Source organism: Nocardiopsis sp. JB363, from assembly GCF_900143625.1.
Lineage (GTDB): Bacteria > Actinomycetota > Actinomycetes > Streptosporangiales > Streptosporangiaceae > Nocardiopsis.
Map to the genome: position 1 here is coordinate 1 of NZ_FRFF01000105.1, position 19899 is coordinate 19899.

General features: G+C 67.4%; 16 protein-coding genes. 8 read left to right on the forward strand and 8 right to left on the reverse strand.

Features of this window, described 5'->3' with window-relative positions; genetic code table 11:
• Both BQ8420_RS16115 and BQ8420_RS16120 read right to left on the reverse strand, forming a co-directional pair.
• A partial coding sequence (locus BQ8420_RS16115) for a Tn3 family transposase (RefSeq protein WP_087099947.1) occupies window positions 1-2192 on the reverse strand: 2192 nt, incomplete at its 3' end.
• 113 nt (window positions 2193-2305) lie between these two features.
• Window positions 2306-3067, reverse strand: coding sequence for a nuclease-related domain-containing protein (locus BQ8420_RS16120; protein WP_200815955.1), 762 nt, complete (start codon window positions 3065-3067; stop codon window positions 2306-2308).
• Between the two features lie 497 nt (window positions 3068-3564).
• On the opposite strand from BQ8420_RS16120, the gene mobF reads away from it, so the two are divergent.
• Both mobF and BQ8420_RS16130 read left to right on the forward strand, forming a co-directional pair.
• Window positions 3565-8511, forward strand: coding sequence for a MobF family relaxase (gene mobF / locus BQ8420_RS16125; RefSeq protein WP_160049329.1), 4947 nt, complete (start codon window positions 3565-3567; stop codon window positions 8509-8511).
• Window positions 8512-8520: 9 nt separating this feature from the next.
• Window positions 8521-9039, forward strand: a complete 519-nt coding sequence (locus tag BQ8420_RS16130; protein ID WP_087099949.1) for a hypothetical protein — start codon at window positions 8521-8523, stop codon at window positions 9037-9039.
• A 60-nt stretch (window positions 9040-9099) separates the two neighbouring features.
• On the opposite strand, the gene BQ8420_RS16135 is transcribed toward BQ8420_RS16130, so the two are convergent.
• From BQ8420_RS16135 to BQ8420_RS16150, 4 genes are all read right to left on the reverse strand, one after another.
• Window positions 9100-10251, reverse strand: coding sequence for a hypothetical protein (locus BQ8420_RS16135; RefSeq protein WP_143847316.1), 1152 nt, complete (start codon window positions 10249-10251; stop codon window positions 9100-9102).
• Window positions 10248-12431: a TraM recognition domain-containing protein gene (locus BQ8420_RS16140; RefSeq protein ID WP_143847318.1), complete on the reverse strand. Its 2184-nt coding sequence runs from the start codon at window positions 12429-12431 to the stop codon at window positions 10248-10250. Before BQ8420_RS16140 ends, BQ8420_RS16135 begins: the two co-directional genes overlap by 4 nt.
• Window positions 12428-14050 (reverse strand): hypothetical protein, encoded by a 1623-nt coding sequence (locus BQ8420_RS16145; RefSeq protein ID WP_143847320.1) that lies wholly within the window; start codon window positions 14048-14050, stop codon window positions 12428-12430. The genes BQ8420_RS16140 and BQ8420_RS16145 overlap by 4 nt, the downstream gene beginning before the upstream one ends.
• A gap of 82 nt (window positions 14051-14132) precedes the next feature.
• Entirely contained in the window at window positions 14133-14339 is a 207-nt protein-coding gene (locus tag BQ8420_RS16150; RefSeq protein WP_087099953.1) for a hypothetical protein, read from the reverse strand.
• 174 nt (window positions 14340-14513) lie between these two features.
• On the opposite strand from BQ8420_RS16150, the gene BQ8420_RS31965 reads away from it, so the two are divergent.
• Window positions 14514-14666, forward strand: coding sequence for a hypothetical protein (locus BQ8420_RS31965; RefSeq protein ID WP_160049330.1), 153 nt, complete (start codon window positions 14514-14516; stop codon window positions 14664-14666).
• Window positions 14667-14755: 89 nt separating this feature from the next.
• Window positions 14756-14890, forward strand: coding sequence for a hypothetical protein (locus BQ8420_RS31440; RefSeq protein WP_143847322.1), 135 nt, complete (start codon window positions 14756-14758; stop codon window positions 14888-14890).
• 56 nt (window positions 14891-14946) lie between these two features.
• On the opposite strand, the gene BQ8420_RS16155 is transcribed toward BQ8420_RS31440, so the two are convergent.
• Both BQ8420_RS16155 and BQ8420_RS16160 read right to left on the reverse strand, forming a co-directional pair.
• A complete protein-coding gene (locus tag BQ8420_RS16155; RefSeq protein WP_160049331.1) occupies window positions 14947-15975 on the reverse strand; it encodes a ParB/RepB/Spo0J family partition protein in 1029 nt (342 codons plus the stop codon).
• Window positions 15968-16819, reverse strand: a complete 852-nt coding sequence (locus BQ8420_RS16160; protein WP_160049332.1) for a ParA family protein — start codon at window positions 16817-16819, stop codon at window positions 15968-15970. Before BQ8420_RS16160 ends, BQ8420_RS16155 begins: the two co-directional genes overlap by 8 nt.
• Window positions 16820-17030: 211 nt before the next feature.
• On the opposite strand from BQ8420_RS16160, the gene BQ8420_RS33055 reads away from it, so the two are divergent.
• From BQ8420_RS33055 to BQ8420_RS16175, 4 genes are all read left to right on the forward strand, one after another.
• On the forward strand, window positions 17031-18236 hold the full coding sequence (locus BQ8420_RS33055; RefSeq protein WP_087099956.1) for a helix-turn-helix domain-containing protein: 1206 nt from the start codon (window positions 17031-17033) through the stop codon (window positions 18234-18236).
• 23 nt (window positions 18237-18259) lie between these two features.
• Complete coding sequence (locus BQ8420_RS16170) at window positions 18260-18763, forward strand: flavoprotein (protein WP_087099957.1); 504 nt, start codon at window positions 18260-18262, stop codon at window positions 18761-18763.
• An 81-nt stretch (window positions 18764-18844) separates the two neighbouring features.
• Window positions 18845-19153, forward strand: a complete 309-nt coding sequence (locus BQ8420_RS31970; RefSeq protein WP_160049333.1) for a hypothetical protein — start codon at window positions 18845-18847, stop codon at window positions 19151-19153.
• The gene (locus BQ8420_RS16175) at window positions 19150-19899 is read left to right on the forward strand and encodes an SAM-dependent methyltransferase (protein ID WP_160049334.1); all 750 of its coding nucleotides are present in this window, start codon (window positions 19150-19152) and stop codon (window positions 19897-19899) included. The genes BQ8420_RS31970 and BQ8420_RS16175 overlap by 4 nt, the downstream gene beginning before the upstream one ends.

A 19899-nucleotide genomic window follows, 5' to 3' on the forward strand; every position in this document is an offset into this window, starting at 1 on the left:
TCGATCATCGCCGCGACCTCGGAGGACGAACACGACTTGAGCTGGGAGTAGATGCAGGCCCGGCCCTTGTCGACGTGCCAGTAGATCATCACCCCGTGCCCGCCGTAGCGGGCGTGGAACTCCGTCATCAGGTTCGACTCCCAGGACCCGAACCGCTTGGAGTCCGACGCCGTGGTGGTGGCCGTTCCCCACCAGGCGGCGTCCCGGGCGGCGAAGGTCTCATTCACCACCGTCGCGATGGAGCGGCGCAGGTTGTCGCGGGTGATGTGCGAGGCGCGGGTGCGGCGCAGCGCCCCCTCGTCCTCACCATGGTCGCCGGTGGCGATCATCTGCTTGATGCCCATGTTCGTCCCAAGCGCGAACAGGCACAGCAGCAGCCGTCGGTGCAGGGTCGCCTTGGGGATGGCCTCGCGGGTGGCCACCGAGACGAACTCGGAGCAGAACCCGGTGAGCAGCGCGGTGTCCTTGAGGATGTCGAGCAGGTCGATGGTGCCCCACCGGCGCTGCACCTCGCCCTTGAGTGCTCCCAGGTTCTGCGGCTCGGGCAAAGGCTCCAGCTTCGGCACGCTGATCCAGGGCTGGCCCTTGCGGGTCACGATCCGCACCCCGCCCGTGGTGCCCTCCGACATCGCCACATCGAGCCGGTCCAGGGCCTGGCGCATCCGGGTACGCACCCCGTCCACGAACGCGTTCGGCTCCACCGGCTTCTTCAGCGCCGCGTAGTGCACGTCCCGGTTGTCCTCGAAATCGCCAGGCAGGTCGGTGTCGGGATTGCGCCACTTCCCGGCCCCCTCCACGTAGATCTCCCGCCGGCGCAGGGCCTCGCGCAGTGCGATGAGCACGCACAGCTCATAGGGGATGCGCTCCACCCGCCCCGTGGCGGCGTCGGTGACGGCCTCGGCCCAGGCCTTGGGCACCACCCCCTCGATCGGCACCCGCTCGGCAGCGCCGTAGAACTTCTCGGTCCGCTCGACCTCGGTGTAGCGTCCCAGCAGCTCGATCGCCTCCATCACCGGCCGGTAGGAGGTGTTGTTACAGCGGAACGACAGCGCGGCCAGCAGCGGGGAGAGCATCCTTCGGTAGTGGTGGGAGTAGGAGCCGCGCAACTGGTAGCGCACCCGCTCGGCCATCGCCTTCTCCGTGGCCATCAGCTCCCGCGCCAGCTTGCGCAGCGTCTTCTCCCCGCCCGGGACCGCACCGAAGATCACCTCGGCCACCGTCCCGCCGGGCTCGGCCAGGGAGGCGTCCACCATCCGGCGCAGGATGCCCTTCTTGCCCGGCACCGCGGTCAGCTGACCGATCAGCTCCTTCTCCACCCGCTTCTCCGCGCGGGCGTTGATTCGGTGGATGAGGCGGATCAGCAGCTCCACCAAGCCGTCGATCAACTCGGCCTGCCTGGTCCAGCACAGCGCGGCCAGCAGGGTGTAGCGCACCGGCTCGGCGCACTCGGCGAAGTCGGAGGGGTACATCCGGGCCGCGCGCGAGCGCCAGGCGGCCACGATCTTCTCCGATACGCCCCCGAACGGCTCGTCCGGCAACCCCAGGGCCTGAACGGTCTTGAGCTTGTCGATCTCCTCCAGCAGGGTTTCCAGCCCCAGCGGCCCGGGGTCGGACTTCACGGCCCCCAGCACGCCCTCGGTGCCCAGTACCCGGCTCTGGAGCCGGTCGCAGATGCCCGGGCCCAGGCGGGTCATCACGCTGGTGGTGAAGGATTCCTCGAACCGGCGCACTCCTGAGGCGACGACCCGCTCGACCTGCCCGGGTGAAGGAGGTTCGACCTTCAGGGTGCGGCACCGGCGCTCCACGGCCTGGGCGAGCTCGTCGCGGTCGACCTCCACCGGGCACACCTGGTCCGCGAGCCAGTCGGCGAGCTGGTCCTCTTCGTCCTCGGTGGCCGGGTGTGTGCCGTACTTGTCGCGGATCTGGTGGCGGTGGTACTCGATCGTCCGGCCGGTCCAGGCGTACTTGGTGAACAGGGCCCTGTCCACGTTCACCTGGTCGGCGACGAACTCCACTGCGGCCGCCGGGATCTCCTCGGCGTAAGTGGGGATACGGCCCTGGATCTGGAAGAACTTCAGCAGCAGTGCGAAGCCGAGCCGTGTGGCTCCGCTCTTGTTGCCGACCAGTTCTCGATCGCCTTGCTCCAGCGTCCACTCATCGACGAGCTGTTCGAGGGTCCAGTCCTGGCGCATGAGGAGGCGCTCCCAGATCGTTACGGTCGGTAGTCGACAGCGCACACGATCGCGGACCGAGAGCGGGTTACCGGTGGGTTCGCCTGATCCGTGACCTCAGGCCGTTCCCGCAGCTACTCATGGGTTACTTTGCGGCTCGCCGTAGCTTCGGGAGAACTGGGCCATGCCGAGGCGATCTCGCGGCCGCGCGCGCTCGGCTGCCCGGCCTGGGAGGCCAGCCATCCACGTACCTGGCGTGCGCCCAGAACCCGCACGCCCTTGATTTCGATCGTGCGCCAGGCCGGGAGCTTGGCCCGGTGCACTGCCAGGACGGAGCGCACCGTCACCGGCCCCACCTCGCGTCCGAGCGTGGCCGCGATGCGTTCCGATTCGTACAGCGTGCTGGAAACGAGCTGGTACCCGGACGTTCGCCCAATTCGCAGGTAATTGCGTCGGGCGTTGTAGCGCACCTTCCCGTTGCGCATTTTGCTATCCACGTTGAACACCGTGCCGTCCGGGGCGATCAACAAATGGTCGATGTTGGCGCGCGAGCGCGGCCCGAGACGACGGTCGTGGAGCACCGTCCACCCCCGCCGCTGAAGCCGGCCCAACAGCCGGCCGGTGCGTCGCTCGCCGGTGGCACCCAGGCGCCAGCGCGCGGCCGCCCCGCGGCCGCGCTGCCACAGCCCGGCCCCCAGACCGCCCGCCACGGTCAGGAGCACGCCCAGGCCCAGGTGGCCCAGCAGGACGCCGAGTAGGGCGCCGGTGGCCGCGCCGAGCGCGGCCACCAGGAGCACTGTCGGGAGTTCTTCGCGGGCGATTTCCGCAGCTTTCGCGGACGCCCCGGCGCCCGCGCGTGAACGGTCGGGGGAGTGAGGTTTGTCGGTGGTGGTCACCTGGGGGCCTTTCCAGCCGGAAGGGAGTATGGGATCCACCGTAGAGGGCGAAGGGAGGTGCGCACATGCCCTTTCAGGTAACAGTCGCCTCGCAGGAAGAAACACCTACCCCGGAGATCCCTGGGGTAGGTCGATGGCTGTTTTCGCGCGGCGCCTCGGGCACCGCGCGAAAACAGCGGCGCGGGTAACAGTCCACCAAACGCAAACGACCCCGTTCCGCCTTCGGCGGGACGGGGTCGTGGGGTGGTCTGTGGTGCGAGGCGGTCAGTATAGCGCGGGTCGGTACGTTTGCCCACACTCAGCCCTTGCCCCGTCTTCCCGTGCCTCTTCCCATCCGTCCTAGGTTCTCGATCTCAGTTGCCCTACCGAAGCTTGTCCCACCTCTAGTCTTACCCTCTGTCATCTTGAAGCGACTACCAAGCTCAGGAACACGCCACTGCATTCTCTAATGATCATGGTAGAGTCAGCCACGTTGGGTAGTGGCTACGATCGAACGAGTGTTCGAGTCTGAGGGAGGTGGGGACGTGGCCGGGATCGGAACGATCGGCAAAGGCTACGACCCCGAATACCTCACCAAGAGCGTCGGTAAAGGCGCCGAGAACTACTACCTGTCCGCAATCCGCGAACACGGAGAACCGCCCGGATATTGGTCCGGCCGTGGCGCCCAGGCTCTGGGTCTGACCGAGGGTTCCGAGGTCGATGCGAAGGTCATGGAAAAACTCTATGCCGAGTTTTTCGACATCCGTGACCCGGCTGTTTTCGACCAGGAACTTTCCGAGGCGGAGAAGCCACGTCTGGGACGAAAGCCGTCCAAGTACATGTCGGTTGACGACATCTACGCCAAGAAGCTGTCCGGTGAGCCCGAGGCCACAGACGAGCGTAAAGAACAGCTGCGGATTCAGGCCAAGAAGGAAGCGCGGAAGAACCTCCAGTTCTTCGACGCCACCTTTTCAGTGCACAAGTCGGTGACCCTCACACACGCCGGTCTGCTGGCCATGGCCAAGCGCGCGGAGGAGGCCGGCAACGCCGAGCAGGCCCACGCCGCCCGCGCTGCCGCCGACAAGGTGATCGACAGCGTCAAGGAAGCTTCCAAGGTCTGGGTGGACGAGCTCAACCGGGTCGCCTCCCACGCCCGCGTCGGCTACCACGGAGCGAAGGTCAACGGTGTCAGCACCGGCCGCTGGGCGCCGGCCGGCGACTGGGTGGTCGCGAGCTTCGTGCAACACACGAGCAGAAATGGCGACCCCCAAATCCATGTGCACAACGCCATTTTGAACCGTCAGCTCTGCGCTGACGGTAAATGGCGTTCCTTGGACGGTCAGGCCATTTACCGCGGCCGTGCGGCCGCTTCCGCTATTGCCGAGCGCACCATGATGGAGAGCCTCACCCGCAAGTTAGGTGTGCGGTGGATCGCCTCTGCGGACGGGCAGAACTTCCAGATCGACGGGGTTGCACCGGAGCAGATCACCGAGTTCTCCACCCGCCGCGCGGAGGTGACCGATCGCCTGGCCGAGCTGGTCGCCGCCTACGAGGCCAAGCACGGGTATGCGCCCAGCGCCCGCGCCACGTTCTTGTTGGCCCAGCAGGCCACCAAGTCGACCAAGGCCTCGAAGACCAAGCTGGACAAGGTGCCCACCCAGGCCGAGGAGCTTCGGGCTTGGGAGGAGCGCACCACCCGCGCCGAGATCGACTCCCTGGCCTCCATCCCCTCCAAGGCGCTGTTCCAGGTGAGCGAGCAGGAGCGCCAGGAGGCCGCTGCGGAAGTGGCCTCCCTGGACATGGACCGCTTGATCGAGATGGCTCTGGCCGACTGCCAGAGCGCCAAGGCCGCGTTCGACCGCTCCGAACTGACCCGGCACATCTCCCGGCACCTTCCCGCCTCCTTCGGCGGCCTGGAGGCGGCCGACGTGCGGCGTCTGCTGACCGAGATCACCGAGGAGGCGCTGTCCCCGCAGGGCGGACGGGTCCTGCGGATGACGGTCCCCGACGTCGTGGACATCCCCGCCTCGCTCACCCACAACGGGCAGAGCGTGTTCCGGGACCCCTCGTTCGAGCTGTGGACGACCCCGGAGCAGTACGACGCCGAGGAGCGGTTCCTGCGGTCGGCCGCCCAAACCGATGCCGCGCGGGTCGACGCCGAGCAGGTAGCCGAGCGGATCGGGTTCGGCCCCGAGATCGAGCGCGTATCCGGAGTGGATCAGCAACCGTCCACCTTGGACGGATCCGTCGCCGAGGCGGATAGTCAGACCACGGCCAGCCCCTCCACGAGTCCTGTGGGACCGGCACCCCAGACCCCCCGGGTTTCCGGAGTGGACGCGGCGACGTCCGGAGCGGATGAACCCGCATCCACCACAGAAGCCGAGAAGAAGCGCCCAAGTTTCGCCTTTGGGTTGGGCGAGGACCAGGCCGCCGCGGTCTACGGAATCCTCACCAGCGGACGCCGTATCGACGTCCTGGAGGGCTACGCCGGCACCGGCAAGTCCTACACGGTCTCCCGGTTGGCGGAGCTGTGGCGGGAGATGACCGGCGGAAACGTCGTCGGGTTGACCACCGCCCAGTCCGCCGCCCAGGTCCTCCAGGACGAGGGCCTGGACCGCGCCTTCAACATCGCGAAGTGGATCAAGAACGGCGCTCGCCTGGCCCCCGGCCAACTGGTGCTCGTGGATGAGTCCAGCATGGTCACCACCACCCACATGACCCAGATCCAGCAGGCCGCCGACAAGGTCGGCGCGAAGATCCTGCTCACCGGAGACAGCGAACAGCTCGCCGCCCCCGGCGCCGGCGGGCTGATGCGTCAACTGGTCGCCGAACAGGGCAGCTTCAAACTCAGCAGGGTCTACCGCTTCAAGGCCGACTGGGAGAAGGACGCCAGCGTCCGTCTGCGTGCCGGAGACGAGGACGTCCTCAGCGTCTATGACGAGCACGGGCGTCTGCGCGGCGGCACTCGGGAGGAGATGGAGCAAGGTGCCGTCGACGCCTACGTGGCCGACCACCTGTCGGGCAAGGAATCTCTGCTACTGACCGCGACCAACGGCCGGGCGCACGAGCTGGCCGGACGAATCCGGGAGGAGCTGGTCCGACTCGGCCGCGTCTCTGACGAGCAGACCGCCCAGGTGCGCGGCGGCAACAAGGTCGGCGCTGGCGATCTGGTCACCGCCAGGCAGAACACCCACAAGATCACCCTGTTGGTCAACGGCAAGCGCCGAGAACTGACCAACCGTGACCGGTTGCGGGTCACCAACGTCGCTGCGGACGGCAACCTCTGGGCTCGTCTGCTCGACGAGGACGGACGCCCTGGAGAACCCGTGCGGATCACCGCCGACTACGTCTCCCAAAACCTGGAGTTGGCGTACGCGGGAACCGCACACGCTGGCCAGGGTCGCACGGTGGACACCTGCCACGCCGTCGTCGAGGACGGCATGTCTCGGCAGGGGCTGTATGTCGAGATGAGCCGTGGCCGCTACGGCAACTGGGCTTGGGCCGTCACCGACACTCAGGAAGCCGATCTTCGACCCGAACAGACCTACGAATCCACTGCGGATGAGGCCGCGTCCGAACCGGACGAGATCGTATCCACCACGGATACCGTCACGGTCGAAGGTGTGCCGGCGAGCGGTCGGGAGCACGACGAGCAGGAGGCTCTCCCCGGCCTGGAACCCGTCACCACCGAGTCCACAACCGCGTCGGACACCACGCCGTCCACCCCGGACCGGATCGAATCCACCACGGATCGGGACGCGATCGGTGTGCTCGCCGCGATCCTGGAGACCGACCAGGCCGACCAGACCGCCATCGAGAACATGCGCATTGAGGCCGACCGTGTGCGCCACATGGCACACCTGGGGTCGATGTGGACCTCCATCGTCAAGGACGACCTGGCCGACCAGACCACGAAGGCGTTGGGCGAGCAGTTGCCCGCCAAGATCAATTCCAAGCTGGACAAGGACCCCGCTCGCGGCAGTGTCATCACCGCCGTGCGCCAGGCCGTGCTGGCCGGGCACAACCTGCATGAAGTCATCGGCCAGGCCACCGAGGAGAGCTGGGAACGGGTCCGCAGCGTCGGCCAAGTCCTCACCGGTCGCATCGAGAAGATCATCGGTACCGGCGACACCGAGGTCACCACCTGGTCCGCGGTGACCCCTCAGCTCGCCAACGGCGAGATGGACGCTTTCGTGCGCGACGTGGCCCAGCACATGGACGCCCGTGTCCACGAGCTGGGGGAGCGTGCCGCTGCCAACCCGCCCAGCTACTTGGTCGAGCGCTTGGGCGAGGTGCCCGAGGAGATCATGGACCGCACGGAGTGGCAGCTGCGCGCCGGCCGCGTCGAGGCCTACCGGGAACAGTACGGTCGCGCGAGCGAGACCACCAACGTGCTCGGTTCCGCGCCTGACCGCCACTCCCCCGAACAGCGTGCGAGTTGGTTCGCGGCCGCCCGTGCGCTCGGGGCGAACAAGTTGGAGCAAGCCGTTGCGGCCGCCCGAGATGGGGCTCTGTGGGTGCAGCGCGCCGCCTACGCCCGCGCGGCCCAGTGGGCGCCCCCGAACATGGGCGAGGACCTGCGCCGCACCACCACCGAACGCGACGACCGTGGACGCGAGGCACACCGGCTGCGCGCCCAGGCCGCCGTCGAACAAGACGAGCAGGCCCGCCGGGTCCTGGAGGCCAAGGCCCAAGCGGTCGAGGCTCTGTCACAGACTGCTGCCGAGCGCCGCGAACAGCTCCAGCGCATTCAGGACCAGCGTCAGGCCTGGGTCGAGGCCACCGAGGACATGCGCCGGCAGGCCATGCTCGCCGACGCCGAACTGCACCGCCGCCACACCGACTTGGACCTGCCCCCGCTGCACACGCTCACCGAGAAGGAGCGGCAGGAGCGCGAGAAGGTCATCGAGCCCATCGACGTCGACCCGCGCGAGGAGGTCATCCAGGGCCAGGAGGAGCTGTTCGGCCTCAGCGAAGCGGGACCGGTCCGGCGTCGGGGCCTCACCGAACGGCCCGAATCCGAAGTCGAGGAGTCTTCGGCCGAGACGGACGAGCCCGCCTACGTCCAGAAGGAGCTGGACCTGGGATTGGCCCACGAAGACCCGGTCACCGAGGACGACAGCAGGCTACGCCGTGCGCTGGAACAGGCCCAGGCTGCCAAGACCTTCTTGACCGGCTTCTTCGGCCGCCGCGCAGAGGAGGTCGGGCGCGACGCCGGGCAGGAGCCCACCGTCCAGGAGCGGTCTCGGGAAGAGCGCTACCGGGATGAGCTGTCGAGCCGTGAGGACGCAGAGTTGGAACGTCGCCGGGAGAAACTGGAGAAGCAGGCTCCCGAGCGTCCCGCACCGGAGCGGACCCAGGAGCGGCAGCACACGGCCGAACGGACACCACCGTCGCGGCCCTCTACTCCCCCGCCCGCCCACCGTAGGGGACGCGGCATTGACGGACCGGGCCTAGGCCTGTAAGGAGTCCACATGACCACGGACAAACCCGCCTGGCTGATGACGCTGGATGAGTTGTCCGCGCTTCCTCTTCCTCCAGAGCCACCAGAGCTGACGCCGGAGGAGGGAGTCGCGCTGATCCGCGAGCTGAACGCTAAGAGCCGCTCAGTGACCATGGAGGAGTACGCCTTCCTCGCGCACCAGCCGCCCATCCGCGAGACAGCAGCCGTTGAGCGGGCCCTGGGTCACCTGCGTGAAGAGTTGCGTGCCACCCCGGAGGATCCGTTCTTGAAGGGTGTGCATGACGCCTTCGCCTGGGCTTATGGGCACCAGCAGCTGGGCCCGGTGTCGGGACAGCCCACCGAAAAGAAGCCGCCCCGGTGGTCAGACCTGGGTGAAGAGGCCACAGTGGCCGCTGACGCCTTGACCGGTGCACTAGATGATCCGCCGCAGCTTCCGCAGTCCTACATCGTGGGGGTGGAGCACACGATGCTCTGGCTCCAATGCGGAACAGATGACCCTCCGGCTGGGCCGCTCCAGCAACCCAGGTAGAGGTGTCTGGAACGCGACGGAGGCGCTACCCAACTGGGCAGCCCCTCCGTGTTCTCGTTCTTATCGGGGAGCGGACTTGCTCAAGCCGCGCACGAGCATCACCTGTTCGAGTGTGACCCCGTGCTCTCGCATGACCTGCTGCTCTCCCGGAGTACGTCCCCCCGTCACCATCATGGGCAGCACGCTGTCGCGGATCGTGGCGTACAACCGGGCCAGGGTGTCGTACTCGCGGGCCACACGCTCAAAGGACGGGTCCTTGTGCGTGTACAGCGCCTTCATCAGCGACTCGATCTTTGGGGCCTGGCTCAGGTCATCGGGTGCCACGACCCGGTAGGCCAGCAACACCCGGGCCGCGTCCCGGGTCGCCTCCCGGTGGGCACCAGGAGAGGCATCCACCTGGTCCACGACCGTCATGGACTCGGTGAACGCTCGCTGCATCCGGGTGCGTAGCTCATCCGCAGTGATGTGGTGTTCGTCCATCAGCTGGGCTACCCGATCCTCATCCCCGGCACGGTCGGCCAGGTAGATCTGCCCCAGGGCCATCTGCCGCACGTGCTCTTCGACGTGGTCGCGATCGGAGCGGGTCGTCTGACCCACCGTGTGTTCCTTCGTTCCGCAGTTGTAGGTCTTGCGAGCTGTGTCGATGCTGTCGATCATGTCGTTCAGCGAGCGACGCCAGTCCACCTCGTGGTGGACGCGGCGGCCCGGGTGCTTGTAGGCCTGTTGGTAGGAGACGTAGAGCAGGCTCAGGTCACGCAGCATGTCCGTGTGCCTCATCCAGCACGTGGGGATCTTCTCCGCGGTCTGGGGCCACCACCGGAACAGGGCGTGCTCCATCCAGTCCGCCAAGGCCTTGATCGCAGCGATCCCCTCATCCCCGCTCATCAAGGGCCAGTCCCAAGGTTGTGGCGGGGGCGTGGGCGCATCCTCGTTCGCGGTGAGCTGCTCCATGGTCTTGCGTAGTTCGGCCACGTTCTCCGCGAGCGAGGTCAGATCGGTGCGGAGCGCCTTCACTCGTTCCTGGCCAGCCTGAAACGTTTCCAGGTGGCCCGCCAGTTCCTTGACACGTTCGTCCAAGCGGCCCATGTCCGTGCTCACCACGGACAGCGCGGTCATCATCGGTGCCACCTCAGCGGCGGAGCCGCCCCGACCCTCGGTCGGAGCGGCCCCGTCCACCAGATGACGCCGCAAATCATCGGCGTCCATCGTCATCCCTCATCCTCATCCCACGGCATCCGGGCCCGCTTGGGGGCCGGGTGGTCCTCACCCTCAGTCGGCAGCGGCTTCGTGCGGGACAGGTCCCACGGCGCCGGGTGCAGGGAACCAGCCCGTTTCGTCGACGAAGTGTCGGGCCCTGCGGGAGGCGTCGGCGACGAAGTCGGTCGCCGCAGCGGCGGCGGAGTGTCCAGGCCCGATCCGCCAACTTCGCCCCGACCCAGCCCCCGGACCGCCGGCCCAGGCTTCGGAGCCGTGCCACGTGCCCGGACGCGCTCGGTAGCCATCGAGGGCATCGGCTGAGTGGGCGCTTCCGTCTTCGACGTCTCCTTCTGCGTCGGTTCCTCGAACACTGCTGCGTCGTCGGTACCTGTGGCCACCATCCGCAGCGGCCGGGTCCCTGCTGCGGGCTGTTCCATCCGCTCGCGCAGCTGGAGGTCGACCTCGGGCACCTGGGCGTGTTCCGGCGCGGCCAGCCCCTCGGGCATCCGACTCTTCCAGCGCCGAACTTCCGGGCGCAGCCATACCCGGGGCGTGCGCACCAGCGCGGGCGGCCCGTCGCCGTGCAGGACGATGGCGTGGAAGGCGGGCATGCTCAGGTCGTCGATCACGTCCATGGTCTCGAAGGTCTTCTCCCGCTCACGGACCTTCTCGCCCTTGTGGTTGTAGGAGGAGTGCACGCGATCCCGGCCGCGTACCCGCACCTTCCTGCCCAGTTCACGGACGCGGCTGATCACCTCCTTCTCGTTGGTGCCGCCGTAGACCACGATGTGCGAGGCGCACGCCCACAGGGACTCGGCTCCCTGGGGCCCGTAGCGTTTGACCACCTGTGACCAGGTCTGGGCGTAGACGCGGATGCGCACCCCGCACCCGCCCATCCAGGACGCCCACGCATCTACCGGGACCGGTGCCGTGTTGGCGATCTCGTCCAGCTCCATGTCGATGGGCATCGGCAGCCGCCCGTCAGGCGAGGCCGCGGCCGCCTGGCGTACCTCGTGGGCGATCTCGGCCAGCAGTGCGCTGAAAAGCGGGCGGGTCACCGAGTCGTCGCCGTTGCTGACCAGGTAGAGCGTCGAGCGGTCGGTGTCGGAAACGAACTCGGCCGGGTCGAACCACGCGGGCAGGCCCAGCTCCTGTTGGGCGTCATCGCTGTGGGCCAGCATGCGACTGATACCGGGGTGCGTCATGAACTGCAACACCCCGCTCAGGGTCGTGGACACCGACTGCTGGGTGCGGTCGGGCATGTTCTGCAAGAACCTCTGGATGACCTGACGCTGTGCCGAGTTCGCGTTCTCCGCCTCGCGCAGGATCCGCAGCGGAGTGTCGTCGGAGCCGCTGACCCAGGCGTAGACGTGGCGCATGTCGTAGCCCACCTGCGCGGCGGCGTGCAGGTACCCGGCGAGCACCATGCACGCCTGGTTGTTCCAAAAGTCGGCGTCGGACAATCCGCCCGAGTCCTGGGAGGAGACCATCCGACCGGCCTTGCGCACGGCCACCCGAGGATCCCGGCAGCCTGACACCGGGTCCCAGCGCAGCGTTGAGGCGTACTTGCCGACCCCCTCAGGATCCCAGACGTAGATCCGCCCCTTCTCCGAGCGGGGACCCACCGTTTTGGACAGGGCGTCATCGCGGATCGAGGTCGCGATGACCTTGCCGGGCGCGTCCAGGATCCTTTCCCCGGAGGCCCCGGTCTTACCGCGGCGCGGGCCGGCCAGGACGAAGACCACCGACTCCGGGCCCGCCACGATCTTGCGCCGGAACACCCATCCCCAGGCGTAGCCGAGCAGGGTCGCGTACTCCTTCCACCCGCCGGGCCGGCGCATCTGCCACCACGTCAAGTCCCGGCGCACCACACGTGCGGTCCGGCGTGCCCGAGGCAGCCCGAGCACACGCCAGCGCTCCCAACCACCGATCCACCCCGGCCCGGGGTGGAGCCGCAACACCGCTCGCCACCGCAACGGCAGGACCGGGCGACGACGCCCACCGGGCAGACTGCGCTGGACCGCGCCGGTGACCATCGCGATGATCACGATGAGCACCAGGGCGCCGATCAGGTAGGGCATCGGGACCAGGTCCCAGGGCATAGGGGCGTGGATTTCGGGCACCTCGCCCGAGTCCGCAAGGATCATGGTCTGTGCTCCGGGGGCTACGGGGGTCTGCGTGATTACCCTGCTCACAGGGCACCTCCCATACTGTCATCGGACCCAGCAGTCGCACCGGTACCAGTGAGACCGGATTCGGACACGAACGTGCGGATGTAGTGGGCGACCTTCGCCGGAGTCAGTGCCACGCCGTGGCGCTCGACGAACTCCTGGCCCAGCTCGGTGAAGAAGTCCGGGTTTCCGTACCGGGGATCTCCCCGACGCGCCAGGCGACCGTAGAGGTGCTGAACCTGGGCGTTGCCGCTGAGCCGGTCGAACAGTTCCTGGTGCTCAGTGCTCAGCTCGGAGACGCGCTGCTCAGATCGCTGGCGCATCTGCTGCTCCTGCGCGAGGGTGCTGCGCACCGACTCCAGCTCACGCCCGTACTGCTCTCCCTGCGTGGCCGATGCGCGGACCCGCTCCAGCTCGGAGCGCAGACGCTCCTGGTCCCGCTGGTGACCAGTCACCGCGGACTCCAGCGCGTGCACCTTCTGGTCGTACTCGGACCGTAGCTGCGTGAGCGCCTGGTCGTACTGGGCCTTGAGGCCTTCACGGTCCTGTCCGTGGCCCCGCTCCAGCTCCTCCACACGGGAGGCCTGCTCGGAGATGGCGGTGTTGGCCCGGTCCCGCTCGGCCGTGATGGCGTTCGTGGCGCGCTGACGCTCCTTGCGGATCGCTTCCTCCGCACGCGCTTTCTCCTCAGACCGAACCCGGGCAACCTCAGCGGAAGCTCGCTCCTCCGCCTCGTTCGCCCTGCGCGCGTAGTCGGACTCAGCCTCTGTGATCGCAGCAGCGGACCGGCTTTCGATCTCAGCGACGACCGCCTTGGCCTTCGTGGCCTCTGCCAGCGCTTCCCGGGCCTTGTCGCTTTCCAGGGTGCGGCCCGGTGCGTAGGCGACTTCAGCCAGGAACCATTGCCTGAACAGAGTGAAGGTCTTCCAGGGTGAGAAGAGAAGCCGGACGAACCAGAGCAGCACGCCGATGAGGACCTGGATGAGAACGGCGATGACGGACCAGATCGAGGCCTGCTCCAGCGGCTTGCCGCGCCGTTCCATCGCGCGGCGCTGGATCTCCCAGACGATCATGTCGGTGCCGATGACGTAGAGCAGGGAGGGGCCCATCCAGACGAGGATGTGGCCGGTCCAGACGAGAAGTCCAGAGTCCGCCGGAACGTCGATCCGCGCTCCGTTCATCAGCACGGAGGCCACAGCGCAGCCCAGGTTCGCGACTCGGGCGCGGAAGGCGTTGTCGCCGCGCATCGCGGTGGCGAGCGCGAGGATCGCGAAACTCGCGGCAGCCACATCCCACGCGGCGGCGGCCAACTGGACCGCGAGTGAGGTCTCCCCCGCCTGCCCTTCGCCCTTGATCATGTCGGTGTAAATGAGCTGGGCTTCGTAGGAGACATACATCGTGATCGCGGTGACCGCGATGATGCCGATGAAGGCCAGAGTGATGGCCACGTTGTAGCCGCGATCGGTCTTGGCGGAAGTGTCATCTTCCTGCTGGTCCTTCGGTGTCTTCGCGGAGGACCCGTGACGGAACGGGTTCCAGGACACCGTGGTGTATCTGCGTTCGGTGCCATCGCCGTCGCGGACGGTGCCGTGAGTATCAGGCACAGGTGCCTGGTCGGGTGGGGTGCTGCGTACCATTGACATGCGGATCCTTTCGGGGACTCGTGGCCCCGATCGGCGCGTTTTCTTGGTGGAAGGGGCGCCGGTCGGGCTCTTTCGCAGGTGCTCAGACCTTGCGCTTCTCCGCGAACTCCTCAATCGCCTTTTTCAGTGCGTCCTGTGTGCTCAAGTCATCCAGAGCCGCAGCGATCTTCAGTCGCTGCCGTAGGCCCCGTGGAATCCGGGCACTGACCTGGACGATGTCGGTAGGGCTTTCTGTCGCGGCTGCGGGCATATCACCCTGCTCCTCCTGGTGTCGGTCCTGGCTGCTCACTCGTGCCTCCGTTGATCGGTGATGTGGCAGAGCAAGTGTGCTACGGATCTAGCTCGTTGCGCATTCTAGCGATTTAACTTTGCTAGCAATGTTGACATGCTATCAATCGTGCTGCATGGTGTCAATGGGAAACCGATCCGGGCACATCACGTGACCAGTACCAACGGGAGAGCCATGTCTGAGAACGCCGTCACCCTCATCGACCGCCCGTACACGACCGTCCAGGTCACCCGGCCCGACCAGGAGCCCATCCCGGCTCCCACCGCTGCCGAAGCCGAGATGCTCGCGCCCTTGGGCGAGATGGTCGGCCTGCAAGTGTGGGCCTAGTCCTACCCAAAGACACAGAAAGGCCCCGGGGCCACATCCGCCAAGAAGTCACCCCGAGGCCGCCAACCAATGGAAGGCAGGAACATCCTATGTCCGCGATTCACCTTCTGACGGTGTGCTGGTTCGAGATCCTGAGCGCCACGTGCAGCCGGTGCGGTCTGAAGTACAACAAGAAGGACCCCGTGGACCGGGACTATCACGAGAAGCCCAAAGGCTGCCGGTAGTCTCTAAGTGCTGTGGGCCCCACCGAGACATCGGTGGGGCCCACAGCCATCTGTACCTACAGGCGTTCGAGGATCGCGGCCGCGAGCTTCTCCGCCCGCTCACGTCCGTAGGCCGCCACGATCTCGTCGGCCGCCTCAGTCGGTTCCCACTGCAGATCCAGCATGAGCTGGACCGGTGCTGCGCCCGAATCCTTATGTTCACCCGCGTCGACCGTCTGGCCCTTCGTGGTAGCAGGCGGTACAGGATCAGGACCTGGCTTTAGCCCCGCTGCAGGGGCCGGAGCGGGCATTGACCCCTCGTTATCGGTAACCGGCTCCGAGCCAACCGGCCCGGTCGATGCTCTGCCGCTGTCGTTTTCCAGATCCGGATCAGCTTGAGACAGAGCCCCGTTAACCCGGTTAATGCCCTTCTCCCACGCGGGCATTTGGTCCTCAGGGACCCGAGCCCCCAAGGACCGAGCCTCTTTGACCTTCAACTCACCCGATCGGAGCTTCTCCTTCAACTCGGGCACGAGGTTCAACAGGGCCAGCCGCTGAGACACCCAGGCTGTGCTGTACCCGATCTGACGGGCGGCCTCGGCCTGTGACCCGAAGTCGTCGACGAGCGCAGCGACCTCACGTGCTTCCTCCAACGGCGCCAGGTTCTTGCGGTGGATGTTCTCCACGAGTGCTGAGGCCCGAAGCTCCGCAGCGTTCGCTGGCGACTCGGCCACGTCGATCTTCAATACATCCAACCCAGCCCGCCGAGCTGCCTCAAGCCGCCTGTGGCCGTAGAGCACTACGAACCGGGCCTCTTCACCGATCCTGTCCGTATGCTGCGGCTTGATCTTGAGGAACTCCGACCGTGAGATCACCGTGATCGCCTGGAGCTGCCCCCGTACCCGCAGGCTCTCCGCCAACTCGTCCAGGTCGCCCAGGTCCTCACGGCCGTTGTCAGGGTTGCCAGCCAACTCCTCCAACCGCGCCCGCACCGTCACCTGCGAACCGCCCGTCAGACGCCGGTCCTGAGTGGACTCCTCCATCAGGGACGGCTCACTAGAGGCCCGCCGAGTCGACCCGATCTTTACCTTGTCGCGCTTAGCCACGGGTTGCCTCCAGCACCGGGGCGAACAGCGCATCGGTGAATGCCTTGTACTCGATCATCGCCTTGCACCGCGGGTCGTACATCGACAGAGGTTCCTTCGCAAAGGAGGCCTCGCCCACGCGGACCGTGTCGCTGATCGTGGCGTGGAAGGCCTCCGGGTAGTCCTCCTGCAACTGCGCCACGACCGCCTCGGTCAAGTTCGCGTTGGGTTTGGCCATCGTGCACAGCACTCCGACCGTCCGCTGCTCCTTGTTCAGCCGACGTCGCACACGCGCCAGGGTTTCGTTCAACTGGCCGATCCCCATGAAGTCCAACCCGCCCGCCTTGGCGGGGATGATGACCGCCGACGCTGCCACCAGGGCTGTCGCCGTGACCTGGCGCAGGCTTGGCCCACAGTCGATGAGCGTGATCGTGCCGCGCTGCTGCGCCTCTTCCAGGACATCGCGCAGGATCGTGTCCTTGCCTGGCATGTCGACTTGCTCGAACTGCTTGAGCGATTCGAACGACGGCACCAGGTGCAGTGACCCTTCGGCCGTGACCGGCCACAGCGCCTGGTCGAAGGAGGCTTCCTCGGTGAGCACGTGGAACAGGTCGTACTGCTTTTCCAGAGGGGTGTCGTCCCAGTGCGGCGGCAACCATCCAGTCGTGGACCCTTCCTGTTCGTCCGCGTCGATCAGGGTTACTGACACCCCCCGCGAGGCCAGGTAGCCAGCGATGGTGACAGCGGTCGTGGTCTTTCCGACACCTCCTTTCTGGTCGACGATCGCGACGATCTCGCCAGGGTGGACAAGGGCTTCCTCGGGGACGACCTGCGCTGTCGCAGGATCAGCTTGCGTACTACTCACGGCCATCTCGCTTTCCTGGAGGACTCACGAACGTGTTCCAGCATGGCACCGTCCACGTCGGTCGTAGGCATTAACCGGGTTAACGATCAGGTCGCCCCGGTGCCCGGCGTCCGAGCAAGAACCTCAGATCAATCTTTGGGTAAACCTCCTCATGCAGCGTGTGAGAGCGCCATAGCCTGACCAGTCTCAGGACCAACAGCAGGGAGACCCGATGCCCCCCAGCGAGCACCACGACTCACCGCGCGTCGGTGTCGGCGAACGCCTGCGCCGCATACGCAAACGCCGACGCAACCTCACCCAGTTCGGACTCGCCGACCGCAGCGCGGTCTCCCGCTCCTACATCGCGCAGATCGAGAGCGGACACCGAGTCCCCAGCCCCGCAGTGACCGCAGCACTCGCCAACGGCCTGCGCGTGGACGTCACCGAACTGACCGGACAGCCCTACCGGGGCACCACCCCCTCAGACGACCGCGTCCACGAGATGATCCCCGACGTGCGCCGAGCCTTGACCTACGTCGACCTGCCCCCGGATCTCGACATCCCGCCCCGCTCCTTGGACGACCTCGTCGTCGAGGTCGAACAACTCCGCCGCCTGTCCAAGGCCGCCCGTCACACCCAGGTCGGAGCACGGCTACCCGCGCTCATCGAAGAACTCACCCACCACGCCCTCGAAGACGATCTCCCCCGCGCCTGGGCACTGCTCAACGGCGCCCAGGCCCTCGCCGTCAGCTTGTGCCGACGTCTGGGCTACAACGACCTCGCCGGAATCGCCATCGAACGCGCCACCGCCTCCGCCGCCCGGTCCGGCGATGCGAACCTGCCCCACGTCGCACGCCTGTCCCGGGCCCTGCTCATGATGACCGTGGGCGCTTGGGAGCCCGGCCTGCGCCTGGTCCAACGCGCCAGCGACGGACTTGACACCACCACCCCCGCCAGCCGCGCCGTCTCCGGAGCCCTCCACCTGCGCGCCGCCGTTCTCTCCGCCCGCGCCGGAGAAGCCACCGCCGCGTGGGAGCACCACGGCCTGGCCGTCGAAGCCGCCCACACTCTTCCGGCGCGCAGCCCGGACTTCTACGCCTTGCAGTTCGGCCCCGCCAACACCGCGATCCACGGCTGCGCCGTCGCCGTCGAGCTGGAGGACCACGACGAGGCGCTACGCCGAGACCGGGCCTTGCGTCTGCCCCCGCGGCTGGCCGCCGAACGCCGGGCCCACCACGACATCGACATGGCCCGCGCCCACGTCGAGGCCGGCCAACCCCAGCGTGCGCTGGACCGGATCCTTGCCGCCGAGCGGATCGCCCCGCAGATGGCCCGCTACCACCCCAGCGCCGTCAACGTCATCACCTACCTGGTCGACTGGCATCGCGCTCTGCCCGAGACCCTGCGCGGAGTCAGCTCCCGCATGCACATCTCCTGACCGGACAGGGCAGACTCACCACCATGACCCGCAGCCTGTACCTGACCATGTCCGCAGCCCCCGCCCCCGGCGCCCCCGTGCCCGACCTCGTTCGTCTCCTTCAGGAGCGTGGCTGGTCCCTGACGGTGCTCTCCACCCCCACCGGCGCCCGCTTCCACGACCTGGACCACGTCGCCTCCCTCACAGGTGAACCCGCCCGTGTCGAGTTCCGTCGCCCCGGCACAGGCCGCTCCCTCCCTCCCCCCGATGTCCTGCTCGCTTGCCCGTGGTCGTTCAACTCCACCAACAAGGCCGCACTGGGGTTGGCCGACAACTTCGCCGTCGCGCTGGTGTGCGAGATGCTCGGCCGCGGAGTGACCACCGTCATCGTGCCCAAGACCGGCGCCGCTCTGGCCGCACACCCGGCGTTCGAGCGCAGCCTGTCGACCCTGGCCTCCATCCCCGGCGCGACGATCCTGTACGACGCCGACCGCCCCTTCCCCTCGTGGGAGACGATCGCCGACCAGGTCGAGGTCGCAGCCGGCTGACCACAGCCAGCCGGCCCCTGTCAAGGATGGAATGTTTCTGACAGAAACATTCCAGGGGGTTGCGCTGCGTAGCGTTCCAGCATGGACCAACTCATCCCCGCACCGCGGCCGGCCACGATGGCCACGTGGGCCGCCCTCTCCGGCCACCTCCTGGAACAGCTCCTGCGCACCGCCCGGACCGCCGGCTACGCCCCGACCGTGCGCGACGGGGCCACCTACCCCACCCTCGTTCTGGTGCGCCACCGACGCATCATCCGCGTGTACCTGGCCACCGTCGACGGCGACCTGCGCTGGCACTGGGACACCACCCGCGCTCCGCTTCAGGCGCCGGCCACCGACCCCGTTCTCGTCCTCGCCGAGATCGCCCGCACCCTGGACAGCGACCAGTGAGCGGCATCTGGCCGGTGGAGCTGCCCCCGATCTCCTCCGCCCGCGTCTACGACTACCTCGCCAGAGGTAAGGACCACTTCCTCGCCGACCGGGAAATGGCCGAACAGATGCTCGCGGCTCACCCTGGCCATCTCGATCTGGTGGAGGAGAGCATTCGGTTCGTCGACCAGAAGGTCGAGGAGCTGGCGGTCGAAGGCGTTGACCAGTTCCTCGTGTTGGGTTGTGGTTTTCCCCGCCGAACCGAGACCCCGGTCCACGTGGTCGCTCAGACCTTCATTTCCACCGCGACCACGATCTACCTGGACCGAGACTTGGCCTGCGTGGTCACCACCCGCGCCCACTACGACGCCAACACCCGTGTGAGCGTGTTCGACGGCGACCTCACCAACCCACACCGCCTGCTCGCCGACCCCGGCCTGCACTCCGCTTTGGCACCGGACCGCCCGGTCGCCGTGGTGTGTGACCTGACCTTGCAGCACCTGGCCGACCAGGACGTCACCGCCCTCACCGCGGCGCTGGCCACCGCACTACCCGGAGGGAGCCATCTGGTCCTCACCCATCCGGCCGAGGACGCAGCCGTGGCCGCCGACGTGTACACCGCCGCCATCGTTCAGGACCTGGCCGCCGAAGACACCTACCGCACCCGCAGCGTCGAGCACCTGGTCCCGCTCCTCAAGGGCTGGACCCTCGTGACCATCGAGGTCAGCGAACACGGACTGCTGACGGCCACCGCCCGGCTATCGTGA

Excerpts from the sequence above, each read along its gene's own strand:
- BQ8420_RS16130 (WP_087099949.1), top strand. The coding sequence starts at position 8,521 with ATGACCACGGACAAACCCGCCTGGCTGATGACGCTGGATGAGTTGTCC.
- BQ8420_RS16135 (WP_143847316.1), bottom strand. The coding sequence starts at position 10,251 with ATGACGATGGACGCCGATGATTTGCGGCGTCATCTGGTGGACGGGGCC.
- BQ8420_RS16145 (WP_143847320.1), bottom strand. The coding sequence starts at position 14,050 with ATGTCAATGGTACGCAGCACCCCACCCGACCAGGCACCTGTGCCTGAT.
- BQ8420_RS31965 (WP_160049330.1), top strand. The coding sequence starts at position 14,514 with ATGTCTGAGAACGCCGTCACCCTCATCGACCGCCCGTACACGACCGTC.
- BQ8420_RS31440 (WP_143847322.1), top strand. The coding sequence starts at position 14,756 with ATGTCCGCGATTCACCTTCTGACGGTGTGCTGGTTCGAGATCCTGAGC.
- BQ8420_RS33055 (WP_087099956.1), top strand. The coding sequence starts at position 17,031 with ATGCCCCCCAGCGAGCACCACGACTCACCGCGCGTCGGTGTCGGCGAA.
- BQ8420_RS16170 (WP_087099957.1), top strand. The coding sequence starts at position 18,260 with ATGACCCGCAGCCTGTACCTGACCATGTCCGCAGCCCCCGCCCCCGGC.
- BQ8420_RS31970 (WP_160049333.1), top strand. The coding sequence starts at position 18,845 with ATGGACCAACTCATCCCCGCACCGCGGCCGGCCACGATGGCCACGTGG.